General features: G+C 47.4%; 13 protein-coding genes. 9 read left to right on the top strand and 4 right to left on the bottom strand.

Going from position 1 to position 13,054, the window contains the following annotated elements; genetic code table 11:
* Positions 1-2: 2 nt before the first annotated feature.
* The 3 genes from OI18_RS02735 to OI18_RS02725 all read left to right on the top strand — a co-directional run bounded on the left by OI18_RS02735 (position 3) and on the right by OI18_RS02725 (position 3,006).
* Positions 3-206 (top strand): hypothetical protein, encoded by a 204-nt coding sequence (locus OI18_RS02735; RefSeq protein ID WP_039136915.1) that lies wholly within the window; start codon positions 3-5, stop codon positions 204-206.
* An 80-nt stretch (positions 207-286) separates the two neighbouring features.
* The gene (locus OI18_RS02730) at positions 287-2,227 is read left to right on the top strand and encodes a T9SS C-terminal target domain-containing protein (RefSeq protein ID WP_039136913.1); all 1,941 of its coding nucleotides are present in this window, start codon (positions 287-289) and stop codon (positions 2,225-2,227) included.
* Positions 2,228-2,268: 41 nt separating this feature from the next.
* Positions 2,269-3,006: a 3-keto-disaccharide hydrolase gene (locus OI18_RS02725; RefSeq protein WP_082037828.1), complete on the top strand. Its 738-nt coding sequence runs from the start codon at positions 2,269-2,271 to the stop codon at positions 3,004-3,006.
* On the opposite strand, the gene OI18_RS02720 is transcribed toward OI18_RS02725, so the two are convergent.
* A complete protein-coding gene (locus OI18_RS02720) occupies positions 3,001-4,200 on the bottom strand; it encodes a DUF1501 domain-containing protein (RefSeq protein ID WP_039136909.1) in 1,200 nt (399 codons plus the stop codon). The genes OI18_RS02725 and OI18_RS02720 overlap by 6 nt on opposite strands.
* Positions 4,201-4,216: 16 nt before the next feature.
* A complete protein-coding gene (locus tag OI18_RS02715; RefSeq protein WP_052272811.1) occupies positions 4,217-5,566 on the bottom strand; it encodes a DUF1800 domain-containing protein in 1,350 nt (449 codons plus the stop codon).
* A 155-nt stretch (positions 5,567-5,721) separates the two neighbouring features.
* Between OI18_RS02715 and OI18_RS02710 the strand changes: the two genes are divergently transcribed.
* Complete coding sequence (locus OI18_RS02710; RefSeq protein ID WP_039136907.1) at positions 5,722-6,696, top strand: zinc metalloprotease; 975 nt, start codon at positions 5,722-5,724, stop codon at positions 6,694-6,696.
* A 128-nt stretch (positions 6,697-6,824) separates the two neighbouring features.
* On the opposite strand, the gene serS is transcribed toward OI18_RS02710, so the two are convergent.
* A complete protein-coding gene (gene serS / locus OI18_RS02705; protein ID WP_039136905.1) occupies positions 6,825-8,096 on the bottom strand; it encodes a serine--tRNA ligase in 1,272 nt (423 codons plus the stop codon).
* Positions 8,097-8,150: 54 nt separating this feature from the next.
* Here serS and OI18_RS02700 point away from each other — a divergent pair, with 54 nt between their 5' ends.
* The 4 genes from OI18_RS02700 (at position 8,151) to OI18_RS02685 (ending at position 10,093) form a co-directional block, all read left to right on the top strand.
* The gene (locus tag OI18_RS02700) at positions 8,151-8,495 is read left to right on the top strand and encodes a hypothetical protein (RefSeq protein ID WP_039136903.1); all 345 of its coding nucleotides are present in this window, start codon (positions 8,151-8,153) and stop codon (positions 8,493-8,495) included.
* Positions 8,496-8,515: 20 nt separating this feature from the next.
* Positions 8,516-9,238: a peptidylprolyl isomerase gene (locus OI18_RS02695; protein ID WP_072038938.1), complete on the top strand. Its 723-nt coding sequence runs from the start codon at positions 8,516-8,518 to the stop codon at positions 9,236-9,238.
* Between the two features lie 64 nt (positions 9,239-9,302).
* A complete protein-coding gene (gene gcvH, locus OI18_RS02690) occupies positions 9,303-9,680 on the top strand; it encodes a glycine cleavage system protein GcvH (protein WP_039136901.1) in 378 nt (125 codons plus the stop codon).
* 5 nt (positions 9,681-9,685) lie between these two features.
* On the top strand, positions 9,686-10,093 hold the full coding sequence (locus tag OI18_RS02685; RefSeq protein ID WP_039136899.1) for a VanZ family protein: 408 nt from the start codon (positions 9,686-9,688) through the stop codon (positions 10,091-10,093).
* Positions 10,094-10,494: 401 nt separating this feature from the next.
* On the opposite strand, the gene prfA is transcribed toward OI18_RS02685, so the two are convergent.
* On the bottom strand, positions 10,495-11,559 hold the full coding sequence (gene prfA / locus OI18_RS02680) for a peptide chain release factor 1 (protein ID WP_039136897.1): 1,065 nt from the start codon (positions 11,557-11,559) through the stop codon (positions 10,495-10,497).
* Between the two features lie 63 nt (positions 11,560-11,622).
* Between prfA and OI18_RS02675 the strand changes: the two genes are divergently transcribed.
* On the top strand, positions 11,623-12,762 hold the full coding sequence (locus tag OI18_RS02675; RefSeq protein ID WP_052272810.1) for an amidohydrolase family protein: 1,140 nt from the start codon (positions 11,623-11,625) through the stop codon (positions 12,760-12,762).
* Positions 12,763-13,054: the final 292 nt, after the last annotated feature.

The following is a 13,054-nucleotide window of genomic DNA, read 5'->3' as shown; positions in this document are numbered from 1 at the left end:
TCATGGCTGATATCAAACTGACCGCATATAATGTGAAGACAAAGGAAAAAGGCGTGGAGATTAAAGAAGCGGTGATCACCAAAACCGCCCGTGGGGGTTATATGGCCCAGGGAAATGACGGCAAAGGAAATAAGCTGACCACAATGCTCAATGAAGAAAAAGCATTGGCTGCCATCAAAGCAGGAATCGCAAAACAAGGCTGGTAATAAAAATTACCGCTTATTCAATAAAAAAACATCATTCCAATCCAAAGGAATGATGTTTTTTTATTACCCGAATATTGACATTGAAGCCCTCCCTCCTCCTATACCTGTTACTGTTATCCGCTTTTTCCGGAATTGCCCAGCCGTCGCAGGTTGACAGTCCCTATCATATCAATGGTTCTGCATACAAGGAAAACTGTAACTGTTACACGCTAACGACTGCTGAAAATTTCCGTTCCGGCTCAGTATGGAATATCAACAAGATCGACCTGAGCCAGCCGTTTGATTTCAAGTTTGATGTTAACCTCGGTTGTATTGATGCAAATGGCGCGGATGGAATGGTCTTTGTGCTTCAACCGATCAGTACAAATATCGGCAGCTCCGGTGGCGGCATAGGTTTCCAGGGCATTTCACCAAGTGTGGGCATTGTGATCGATACCTGGCAAAACACTGAATACAATGACCCCGGCTACGATCATATTACGATACACCTGAACGGCGACATCAACCACAGCAGCAGTAACAATCTTTCCGGGCCTGTAACGGCACTTGCCAACAACGACAACATCGAAGATTGCCAATGGCATATTCTACGGGTAAGCTGGAACCCGCTCACAAAGATCATAGCTGCTTCAATGGACGGGGTTGAACGCGTATCCGCAACCATTGACCTGGTATCCCGGGTATTTGCAAATGATCCGCTGGTTTTCTGGGGCTTCAGTGCTGCAACAGGGGGCAGTGTCAACCACCAGCGCTTCTGCACTTCACTACGATCCACATATGATATTGTTTCGTCTGCTGAAACCTGCGCACCACAGCAGGTCACATTCAACGAAAACTTCTCCTCATTCGGCAGCATCGTAAAAACCTACTGGGATTTTGGTGACGGATCATTTACCTATGAACGAAATCCTCCCCCGCATGCATATCCGAACCCTGGCGTTTACACAGTTGGCGCAAGCATCCTTGGAAATAATGGCTGCTGGTCGGACACCTTCAAACAGGTAATCACAATTGGTTCAATCCCGGTTGCCGGTTTTAGTGCTCCCGATACAATCTGCGGACACAGTCCTTTATCCCTGGCAGATACTTCATATGTGCAATTTGGAACTATCAGTGAATGGAACTGGATTATCGATGGCAATACATTTTCCGGTAAATCCCCTCCCCCGCTCCAGGTGAGTGATAAATCCACCGCAGAGATCAGTCTCGCGGTAAAAACAAAGGAAGGCTGTGAATCGGCAATCGTGAGCAAAACAGTTGCATTACTGGAACTCCCCGCCATCAGCCTGGCAGACTCATCAGATAACTGCGTGGGAGAAGAATTGCTGCTCCAGGTCAGTTCCACCAACCCAGGCAACCCGGTTGTGAACTGGCAATGGTCACCGACAGGCACGAATACGGCATCTGACTCCTACCGGTTTAGGCCATCTGCGGCGGGGTTATATACGATATCAGTGACAGGCCGGGGTGAGAATGGGTGCTTCAGCGACCTTGTAAAACATTCGGCGGCATTCTACCAGACCAGGGCTTTCGCGGGAAGGGATACTGTAGCTGCTGAAAACCAGCCGGTGCAACTGAACGGAACAGGTGGCACTTATTATGTTTGGTCACCTGCAGGCGGACTCAGTGACCCGGCCAGGCCAGACCCGGTTGCCACTAATAACCGGCAGGCTACCTACGTTCTTACCGCCTATTCACCAGCGGGTTGTGAAACTACAGATAGTATCACCATCAAGATATACAAGGGTCCGGAGCTTTACATGCCAACAGCATTCTCGCCAAATGGAGACGGCCGGAATGAGCGCTACCGCTTTATCGCCGTCGGCATGAGATCGCTTCAATATTTCCACATTTTTAACCGGTTGGGACAACAGGTATACAGCAGCACCAGGACGGAAGGATGGGACGGCACTATCAATGGGATAAAGCAACCTGCCGGAAACTATACATGGACCATCAGTGGTACAGATTATAACGGCAAGCAATACCTGAAAAAAGGCAGCTTCATACTGATCCGATGAATTGACCGGATTACTTAACTTTAAAACGTTAACTGAAAAACATGAAATATCTATTCTTTTCCTTAAGCGTATTATTGGCCATGCAATCTGAATCAAGCGCCCAGCAACAGGGTGATCCGAAAGCAACTGAAGTCTGGCAACCAGTACCTCCCGTTATTGAACCGGGAAATGCACAGAAAGCTCCTTCTGATGCAATTGTATTATTTGACGGCAGCTCCCTTAATGAATGGGTCAGCGCGAAAAATGGCGGCCAACCGGGTTGGACAGTCGAAAATGGGATCCTGACCGTTAAAGGCGGAGCGGGCGACATCAAGACCAAACAGCAGTTCAGCGACTGCCAGCTGCATATTGAGTGGAGAACACCGGCTAAAGTAGAAGGCGAAGGCCAGGGAAGGGGCAACAGTGGCATTTTCCTGATGGAGCAATATGAATTGCAGGTTCTGGATAACTACAACAATAAAACATATTCCAACGGACAGGCAGGAAGTCTTTACAAACAACTCATCCCGCTTGTTAATGCCTGCCGTAAACCCGGAGAGTGGCAAAGCTATGATGTGATCTTCACAGCACCCAGGTTCAAAAGCGACGGTACACTGGAAAGTCCGGCTCGCATCACTGTACTGCATAACAATGTGCTTGTACAGAACAATGTTGAACTTACCGGCAAAACACTGTATATCGGAAAACCGTTTTATGAAAAACATGGTCCCCTCAGCATTCAATTGCAGGATCACGGTAACCCGGTCAGCTTCAGAAATATCTGGCTGAGAAAATTATAAGAAAGGCAGGGGCGTAAATTTTCCGTTAAGGATCGTTTGTGATTGTACGCCAAGCCAACTTTCCAGCAGGGTCGCATAAACCTGCCTGAAATCAACCTTGTAACGGATGTCACCATCGTCGAGGTCTGCAAGATCAGGAAGGTCGTTCAGCAGGCCCTGCTGTTTTATTTTACCACCCAGAAAGAACATGTTGTTGGCAGCACCATGGTCTGTTCCGCCACTTGAATTCTGTTCCACCCTTCTGCCAAATTCTGAAAAGCCTGCAATAAGAATATCATCAAACCGCGAGTGCCGTTTCATATCTGCAACAAAAACAGCAATGGCTTCGTCCAGATCCCGGAACAGTTTCTGTTGCCTCGATTCCTGTGCTGCATGGGTATCAAAACTGCCAACAGATAGATAATAGACACAGGTATTGATATCAGATAAAATGAGTGAGGCAATTGTTTTGAGATCCTTCCCGATACTGGTTCCCGGGTACGCCGCAGATACAGGGAACTGCCTGCTGTTTTGAAAAATGTAACCGGCATTATTCACAGTGCCTGCCAGTGTCTGGTAGAGGTAATCAACCGTATGTGAGGAATGTTCATGTTCGTGTGAGCTGACGAGTTTAGTCAACAAAGGATCCTTTGCCGTGCGGTACAACCTTGCAGCATCAGTGAATGCAATTCCGTTATGTATATTGCCTTTCAGGCAAAGACCCAGCACTTCATCAATTTCGAGCGCCTGTGAGGGATGTTCGCATGAAGCGCATTCCTGATCCAGGTATCTTCCAAGCCATCCGGTATTTAAATATTCAGTTGAATTGCTGGCGGTATGCCAGATGTCCATGCTTCGAAAATGTGACCTGTCAGGCTGCGGATAGCCAACACTGTTCAGGATGCCCATATTACCTTCATCAAATAAAGTTTTGAAGTATGGCAATGCACTATTGACTCCCATTTCATCCGTCAGGTGCAAGGCACGTTCCCTTTTAATTCCAATTCGTGGCCGCGAGCGGTAATACAGGTCATTGCGGTAAGGAATAAAAGTATTGAGTCCATCATTTCCACCGGTCAGCTGCAACACTATAAGAATCTTATTTCCCGCGGGAAGCGCTCCCGGACCTTCAAATGCCTTCAGCATCCGGGGAACAAACAAAGATGCGGCAGCGAGTGACCCGGACTGGATAAATGATCTTCGTTTAATCAGCATAGTTAGTTAGTTTGAATCAGCACATTTGGTATTCAGGTGTACTCAACAGGTTCAGTGAAACAGACATGATCATTTTGTCTTCCGGATCTCCGGCATTCACATTGTGAAGCATACTGTCAGATGATGGCGATGAAGGTGACTGTAACCAATAACCAGTTAATGCCTGTATTATCTTACTTCTTTCCTTTTCTGCAAACCCCGCTGCGAACGTGGTCCATGCGTCCTGCTTTTTAAGAGACAATAAAGCAGGAAGGCGAAGCCTGAACAATAAGGAAGCTCCGTCTATCCATCCCCGCCCCGTTGGCCAGCCCGCTACACCTGGCGGCACGAAGAGTGTCTGTCCCAGCACGCGCTGAATCATCAGTTGCGATGATTTTTCATAAACAGCCATAGGGAACTGCCTTCTCACCCCGGCCAGCAATTCAACAGGTGATTTAATCCGGTTGCCAATAATGGATGGATGGTAGAACCAGTCGCTTAACAGGATATCCTCCAGGAGTGACCGGATGTTATAGCCGGATTGATAGAATCGTTTGGAAAGCCAATCTACATGGGCCGGGTCAGGGCTTTCGCTAACATAGAACCGGTACAGTTTTGTAGTGATGAAAGTAGCTGTCGCCGGTTGTTCAAGGATGATATCGATGATGTCGTCGCCGGTAAAATTTCCCTGCCTGCCGAGAAATGACTTCCGGCCCTGGTCATGAAGCTGTTTACGGAAAACAAATTCACCCGCTTTATCAGTGCTCCACCCGGTAAAAGCACGGGCTGATTCCTGCACATCGGCTTCCGTATAGTAGCCCCTGCCCATGGTAAAAAGCTCCATCAGTTCACGCGCGAAATTTTCGTTCGGGTGACCTTTCCTGTTCTGGTTATTGTTGAGGAAATAAACCATTGCTGCCGACCTGCTGACGCCCTTGAGGAGAGTTCCGAAATTTTCCAGGGCATTGGTACGGATAACATGGAGCAGTTTTTCATGAAGACGGGGATCACGATTGCGGCAAGCGAAATGACCATGCCAGAAAAAAGCCATTTTTTCACGCAGCTGTGCTTTACCGTTGCACATCTCATCAAGCCACAACAGGTTCAGTACTTTTACCTCTTCCCGCTGCAGCTTACGCAACGCATCATCCGGTAATGTTCCGGGCATTATCGGCTCTCCGGAAGCTACCGGCTCCCTCTGCACGCTTATCGGCTTAATTATTCCCGCAGATGCCTGGAGAAGTTCATGATAAATGCTCCTGGGTGTTGAGTTTTTTAAGGCATTGACATCGCCGGTTGAAGGACCAAATGCAGCCCGCCACAAAAGATGACGGTTATGGATAAGGTGTTTTTTCACTTTCAGGATTTCTGGTTTGACCAGCCACATGATCAAAAGTTTAAACGTTCATTACAGTGCAGCAGATCAATTTTACTCATTTACCCTGAAATGCAACGTGGTATTGATTTTTGACACTGAACTTATCTTGAATTTTTAATAATTTCCAGATCACTACACATCTGTTCACCATTAAAACGTACTGAATGAGAAAAACATTTTTAAACATCACTGCGGCCACACTTTTGCTGGCAGGATGTACCAAATCTGACCTTGGGAAAACCGGCAATGAAACTGATGAGCCGGTAATGGCAGTTACCCAGCGGGAATGTGCTGCGATGGAAGTTTTGGAGCAGGACATCAGGGAGAACCCCTCACTCGCGGTAAAGATGCAGGAGATCGAAAGTTTTACGGCAAGGATGATCCAGTCACGGAGCATGCAACTTGCTGCCACCGGCACAATTACCATCCCCGTTGTGGTAAATGTGATCTACCGTACCGCAACTGAGAACATTTCAGATGCACAGATCGCTTCGCAGATAAGTGTGCTGAATGAAGATTTCAATGCGACAAACAGTGACTTCAGTAAGACGCCCTCCGTCTTCACCTCTGTGGCAGCAAATGTCGGCATTCATTTCACCTTGTCGAAAGTTGTACGCAAGTATGCAAACAAGCGTAGCTGGCGCACTAACAACGACATGAAGAAAAGTGCAAAGGGCGGTATTGACGCGACAGACCCGGCAAACAACCTGAATATCTGGGTAGTCAATGATATGGGAGGAATTTTGGGATATGCGCAGTTTCCTGGCGGAGCGGCAGCAACGGATGGCGTGGTGGTAGCCCAGCGGTATTTCGGAAGAACGGGGACTGCTACAGCTCCTTTCAACCTGGGCCGGACTGCAACCCATGAGGTTGGTCACTGGGTTAACCTGCGTCACATCTGGGGTGATGCAACCTGTGGAAATGACCAGGTTGGCGACACCCCTTCACACAATGCTGCAAACTATGGTTGTCCATCCTTTCCACATTACAGCACATGCGCTGGCAGCCCGGTTGAAATGACCATGAACTATATGGATTACACGGACGATGCCTGCATGTACATGTTCTCAAATGGCCAGAAAAGCCGGATGCTGGCAGTTTTTGCAACTGGTGGACCAAGGGCATCATTTGCGGATTGAGTGAACCTACTTGCGACTTATCGGTAAGTGAATAAGTCAATAGGTCAATAAGTGAATATTTCTAAGCGCGACCTCAGATTTATTCACTCATTGACCTATTCAGTTTTTGACTTATGAATTATTGCAGATCAACCACCAATTCGTTCCGCGCCGAAATAAGAATGCAGAACCTTAGGCAGCTTTATTCCGTCTTTATCCTGGTTATTTTCCAGCAGGGCGGCAACTATGCGGGGAAGCGCCATGGCACTTCCGTTCAGTGAATGCAGCAATTGCGATTTACCGTTGGCATCTTTGAACCGGATCTTCATCCTGTTGGTCTGGTATGACTCGAAGTTTGAAACGGAGCTCACTTCCAGCCATTTTTCCTGGGCAGCACTGTATACTTCAAAGTCGTAAGTGAGGGCCGAGGTAAAACCCATATCCCCACCGCATAACCGAAGTATCCGGTAAGGCAGTTCAAGTGACTGGATCAGCTTCTCCACATGTGCTACCATTGCATCGAGCACTTCATAACTTTTGTCGGGGTGTACAAGCTGAACGACCTCTACTTTATCGAATTGATGCAGCCGGTTCAGACCACGCACGTCTTTCCCATAGCTTCCCGCTTCCCTCCTGAAACAAGGTGTGTACGCTGTCATGCGGACGGGAAGCTCGGTTTCCTTTAAAATCTCATCGCGGTAAATATTGGTAACCGGTACTTCGGCAGTAGGGATCAGGTAAAAATTATCCTCCGTAGCATGGTACATCTGGCCCTCCTTGTCAGGAAGCTGGCCTGTGCCGTAGGCTGATGATTCATTAACCATAAATGGCGGCAGGTATTCTATATAACCGGCGGCAGTGTTATAATCAAGAAAATACTGGATCAATGCACGCTGAAGCCTGGCTCCCTTGTTTTTATAAACCGGGAAACCACTGCCTGTGATCTTGTTACCCAATTCAAAATCTATCAGGTCATATTGTTGCACAAGATCCCAGTGCGGTTTTACTTCACCGTTGAACGCGGGCCTGATGCCACCTTCCCTGACAACTTCATTGTCTTCGGGTGTCTTTCCCTTTGGTACGAGTGGTGATGGCAGGTTTGGAATCTGGACAAGGATCGCATGAATGGAAGATTCTATACCGTCCAGTTCTGCCACATCATCCATAGCTGCTTTCAGGGCAGTCACTTCCTGTTTCTGCGTTTCCGCTTCTTCCTTTTTCCCTTCCCTCATCAGGTTGCCAATCATTTTGGATGCCGAGTTGATCCTTGATTGAATTTCATCCCTTTCAAACTGCAGTTTCCTACGCTTTTCGTCAAGAGCCAGCAATTCATCGACCAGCTCGGGCCTGGAAAAATTCCTGACTGCCAGCCTTTCTTTCACGAGATCAGCATTTTGCCTGATAAAGTTCACCTGTAACATCTCAAAATAAATTTGCCGCAAAGATAAGCGTCAGGGGCGGTTATCTTTGCCATTATGAATTTACATGATGACCTCCAGGTACGCTGGTGGAACCTTGAAGCCAAACTGGTGGAACGATTCGGAAAGAAGCCCGATATGGAAACAATTCTCTTCCTGGTGGGAATCCAGGAATTCGGCGAGATCCGCGAGAAATTCAGCAAGGAACAGAAACAGGACCTGATGCATGTTGCCGTATGTTCCCTGCTGTCGCAGAGCGGCTATTATGAGTATGCCGGAACCGACGCTGATGGCTGGCCGCATTTTAAGCAGCTGAAAACCCTGCCTGTTTTAAATCCAAAGGAACAGGAAGATTTCCTGAAAGATCACGTATTACTGTACTTCGAAAAGCAGGGTTTCTGAGACCCAAAAAAATGGTCCAAATGACATACCACAGCCGCCTTGTCCGGAACTGCCTTATACTGGCCTGTTTCGTATCTGCCGTTATACCTGCCTGTAATCCAAAGCTTGGTAACGGGTTGCGAAAAAAGGATCTTTCAAAGGATGTGGTCCTCGAAACTACCAAAGGAAATATCACTTTACGCCTGTATGAAGAAACGCCGGCACATCGGAACAATTTCCTGAAACTCGTGAAGGAGGGATACTATGACAGTGTCCTCTTTCACCGCGTTATACAGAACTTTATGATCCAGGCCGGTGACCCGTTGAGCCGGAATGCTTCAGACACAGCAGAATTGGGAAACGGCGGACCGAACTATACGGTACCTGCAGAATTCTGGCAGCCTTATTTTCATCATAAGGGGGTATTGGCTGCAGCCAGGATGTCCGATGATGTAAATCCTACAAAAGCAAGCAGCGGCAGCCAGTTCTATATTGTGCAGGGAAAAAAATTTACGGACGCGGGACTTGACTCAGTGGAGGTTTACCGGTTAAAAGGGCGAAAAATTCCTGCAGAACATCGTGAGGTTTATAAGACAGAGGGCGGTGCACCCCATCTCGACCAGAACTATACAATTTTTGGCGAAGTGATCGCCGGGCTCAATGTTGTTGACAGTATCGCATCTGTACCCACAACCGGCCGCCAGGGCGGGGATCGGCCATTGCAGCCGGTTCGCATTATCAGAGCAAAACTTGTCAGCAAATAGCCGTTTCAAAAATTCGCCCCGGCTTGTATCTTTTTCCCATATTTGCACTACAAAAAATTACCTGATGAATATTCCTGATAAGTTACGTTACACCAAAGACCACGAATGGGTCAGCCTGGAAGGAAATGTTGCCACAATCGGTATTACTGATTTTGCACAAGGCGAACTTGGTGACATTGTTTACGTGGAAATCGAAACAGTTGGTAAAGCCCTGGAGGCCGAAGCCATATTCGGAACCGTAGAAGCGGTTAAAACTGTTTCCGACTTGTTTCTTCCAGTTTCCGGAACGATCAACGAGGTGAACCCTGCGCTTTCCTCAACACCGGAGCTGGTAAACAGTGATCCTTATGGAGATGGATGGATGATTAAAATGACCGTAAATAACCCAGCTGATGTTGAAGCACTGCTCGACGCTGCCGGTTATAAAACGATTGTCGGATAACCACGATGTTACAAATATTCAGGAAGTCATATTTCCCGGTAGCATGGGTTATCCTGCTGCATGTTCTGCTCCTTTTTCCCGACAGGGAATTCACGGAAAGAAAACTCATCGTTATTCCTCACCTTGATAAAGTTGTCCATTTCGGATTGTACTTTATCCTGACAGGATCATGGATGATCTTTCTGAACCTGAAGGGGGATATAATTCCCCAGAAAAAAAGGAACCGGGATCTCCTGATTATTTTCCTTGCAGTACTTGACGGACTCCTGATTGAATATCTCCAGCAATCAAAATGGATCCAGCGCGACTTCGATTGGTATGATGTGCTGTTTGACGGGATCGGCGCTGTAGCAGGGGTTTTGGCCGCTTCTTACCTTTTCTCAAAGTTCTGGGCACAAAAAAAGCCCCTGTAGAAACAGGGGCCGTAACCAAAACTAACTGCTTATGAGAAAATTGACTGCTTATGTGAGAGTCAAAAACTTAAATCGCTTTCTTTAGATATATAACGCAAAATAGTTGCCAGGAGTTGTGTGCCATTAGTTAAAGAACTTTGAAATCTACCTTTCCTCTCTTTTCTTCTTTCACTCCCTTCAACACCACAAAGAAACGACGATTATATTTTCCCCGCAACTAACGAAGGGTTATTTTATAAATAATTAACAGGCACACCCTGCATCTGCCCTGAATTCCGTCGATTTCAGGCATCTGCATACCACTTATAGGTAGGTTTACGGAAATTATACGTGTACCACTGACACTTATTTCACCAATGGTTACATAGGAATTTTCCTAACCTGTAAAATTTACCGCTTTTTTACTGCTGATTGGTCAGTTTGCCCGCATTCTCGGCGAACTGGAGCTGGTCAATAAATTCCTGGATGCCCCCGTTCAGCACTGCGTCCAGGTTGTAGGAGGTATGGTTAATCCGGTGGTCAGTTACCCTGCCCTGGGGGAAGTTATAAGTCCTGATTTTAGCGCTTCGGTCGCCGCTGCTCACGAGGCTTTTCCGGTGCCTGGCAATTTCTTCTTCCTGTTTGCGGACTTCCTCCTCATACAGTTTCGTCCGGAGCATTTGCATTGCCTTCTCCCGGTTACCAAGCTGGGTACGTTCGGTCTGGCAAATTACGACGGTACCTGTCGGAATGTGGGTGAGCATCACCTTGGTTTCCACTTTGTTTACGTTCTGTCCACCTGCTCCCCCGCTCCTCGCGGTTTCCATTTTTACGTCAGCGTCCCTTATTTCGACATCCACGTCTTCCGCCTCTGGCATTACTGCAACAGTAGCAGCACTTGTGTGCACCCTGCCGCTGGCCTCTGTGGCCGGTACCCGCTGCACCCGGTGTACCCCGCTTTCAAACTTCAGGGTTCCATAGACTTCTTCACCGATCACTTCCACGTTCACTTCCTTGAACCCGCCAACCGTTCCTTCGTTTTCACTGAGAATTGCTGTTTTCCAGCCTTTACTGTTGCAATAGCGCAGGTACATGTCGAGCAGATCTCCTGCAAACAGGGAGGCTTCATCACCGCCCGTTCCTGCCCGGATCTCCAGGATTGCGTTCTTATCGTCCTGCGGATCTTTCGGGATCAGCATCTGCCTGATTTCGGCGGCGAGTTTTGCTTCCTTTTCTTCCAGTTCAGGCAATTCGATCTTGGCGAGTTCACGCAGCTCCTCATCGTCGCCGCCTAAAGCTTCACGATATGTTTCCAGGTCAGCCAATACATTTTTATAAGAATTGTAGGCGTTCACAATCTTCTCAAGGCTGCGGTACTCTTTGCTCATCGCACCGAATCTTTTATTATCGCTCACGATCGCGGGGTTCGTCAACGCAATTCCCAGGTCGTCAAATTTCGCCTTGATCGCTTCCAGTTTGTCTAACATAGTTCCGTTGTTTGATGCCGCTAAATAATTAGCTTCGGCGGGCAAAATTAACTCAATTAAGGGATGGGATTTCGAAAATTCAGGGGATCGCAGTTGTTTACGGGGACAGGCTTTGCCCCGGATGATTCCGTATTGGTTACGGATGAAGGCGGAAAAGTGGAAGGAATTGTTCCGGAAGCTGATGCAGGAAGTGATATCCAGTTTGTTGAAGGCATCATCAGCCCGGGATTTGTTAACTGTCATTGCCACCTTGAACTCAGCCATCTTAAAGCTGTCATCCCTGAAGGCACTGGCATGGTACCATTCCTGATGGATGTAATGCAGCGACGGGGGGAAGGCGCAGAAAGAATACAGGACGCAATTACACATGCAGAACACCAGATGTGGGCTACGGGCATTGTTGCAGTCGGCGATATCTGCAACACCACAGATACATTGACGAAGAAAAGAAAACCACTTCTCTTTTATCACAACTTCGTCGAGGTCAGCGGATTTGTTGAGGCTGGAGCTGCCGGCCGATTTTCGATAGCGGAGTCAGTGGCAAGGCAAATGGCCGATACCGGCCCGACAACCATCGTCCCACATGCGCCGTATTCCGTTTCACCTGCGCTATTCAATTACATCAGTGCATCTACACCGGAACTGCCGATAACTATGCATAACCAGGAAAGCAAGGATGAAAATGATTTTTTCCTGACCGGCGACAGCGGGTTCCGGAAGTTGTTCGAGTCGCTAGGGGTGAATCTAGATTTTTTTATCCCGCCTGGCGTTTCAAGTATCCGTGCTGTTCTGCCACATCTCCGTACCAATGGTATTCTTATACTTGTACATAACGTAGTCACTTCAGCAGAAGATATAGCCCAGATAAAACAACATAATAGCGACACCTACTTTTGCCTATGCCCTAATGCCAACCGGCATATTAATGATTCAATGCCTCCCGTAGATCTGCTGATAAACAATGGTTGCAAAATAGTTTTGGGAACCGACAGCCTGGCTTCCAATTCCCAGTTAAGTATACTCGAAGAAATCAAGACACTCCAATCTGCATACCCTTCATTACCGATTGAACAGTTGCTTACCTGGGCAACATCAGAAGGAGCAAATGCGCTCGGAATCAGCGACAGGTTTGGAAGTTTCGCACCAGGAAAAACACCGGGAATTATCCAGATCAATAATGGACAAAGTATCAGGAGGCTGTAAAATTATTCAACCAAATTGGGCAAAAAGCGTGTCGTTCATGCACCCCCGTATGTGTCGTTCATGCACTTTTGTAGCTTCCGGCATGCTTCGGAGACGCTTCATTATGGCTTCAAACATGCTTCAAACATGCTTCCAGGAAGCTTCCCGGATGCTTTTTTTATGCTTGGTTTATTCTTCTAGACGGCTCTCTCACGGCTTTGTGACGGCTTCCGGCAGGTTACCTATCTGAAGCATTATACGCAAAAGCAAAATAATACACAAGCACTATTTCATAAACCAACCAAAAAAGGGA

The organism is Flavihumibacter solisilvae, from assembly GCF_000814475.1.
Lineage (GTDB): Bacteria > Bacteroidota > Bacteroidia > Chitinophagales > Chitinophagaceae > Flavihumibacter > Flavihumibacter solisilvae.
This window is presented reverse-complemented; position numbering and strand designations above follow the sequence as displayed.

Bases quoted from the DNA above. Each gene is read 5' to 3' on its own strand.
- OI18_RS02735 (WP_039136915.1), top strand. From the start codon at position 3: ATGGCTGATATCAAACTGACCGCATATAATGTGAAGACAAAGGAAAAA.
- OI18_RS02725 (WP_082037828.1), top strand. From the start codon at position 2,269: ATGAAATATCTATTCTTTTCCTTAAGCGTATTATTGGCCATGCAATCT.
- OI18_RS02720 (WP_039136909.1), bottom strand. From the start codon at position 4,200: ATGCTGATTAAACGAAGATCATTTATCCAGTCCGGGTCACTCGCTGCC.
- OI18_RS02715 (WP_052272811.1), bottom strand. From the start codon at position 5,566: ATGTGGCTGGTCAAACCAGAAATCCTGAAAGTGAAAAAACACCTTATC.
- OI18_RS02710 (WP_039136907.1), top strand. From the start codon at position 5,722: ATGAGAAAAACATTTTTAAACATCACTGCGGCCACACTTTTGCTGGCA.
- serS (WP_039136905.1), bottom strand. From the start codon at position 8,096: ATGTTACAGGTGAACTTTATCAGGCAAAATGCTGATCTCGTGAAAGAA.
- OI18_RS02700 (WP_039136903.1), top strand. From the start codon at position 8,151: ATGAATTTACATGATGACCTCCAGGTACGCTGGTGGAACCTTGAAGCC.
- OI18_RS02695 (WP_072038938.1), top strand. From the start codon at position 8,516: ATGACATACCACAGCCGCCTTGTCCGGAACTGCCTTATACTGGCCTGT.
- gcvH (WP_039136901.1), top strand. From the start codon at position 9,303: ATGAATATTCCTGATAAGTTACGTTACACCAAAGACCACGAATGGGTC.
- OI18_RS02685 (WP_039136899.1), top strand. From the start codon at position 9,686: ATGTTACAAATATTCAGGAAGTCATATTTCCCGGTAGCATGGGTTATC.
- prfA (WP_039136897.1), bottom strand. From the start codon at position 11,559: ATGTTAGACAAACTGGAAGCGATCAAGGCGAAATTTGACGACCTGGGA.
- OI18_RS02675 (WP_052272810.1), top strand. From the start codon at position 11,623: ATGGGATTTCGAAAATTCAGGGGATCGCAGTTGTTTACGGGGACAGGC.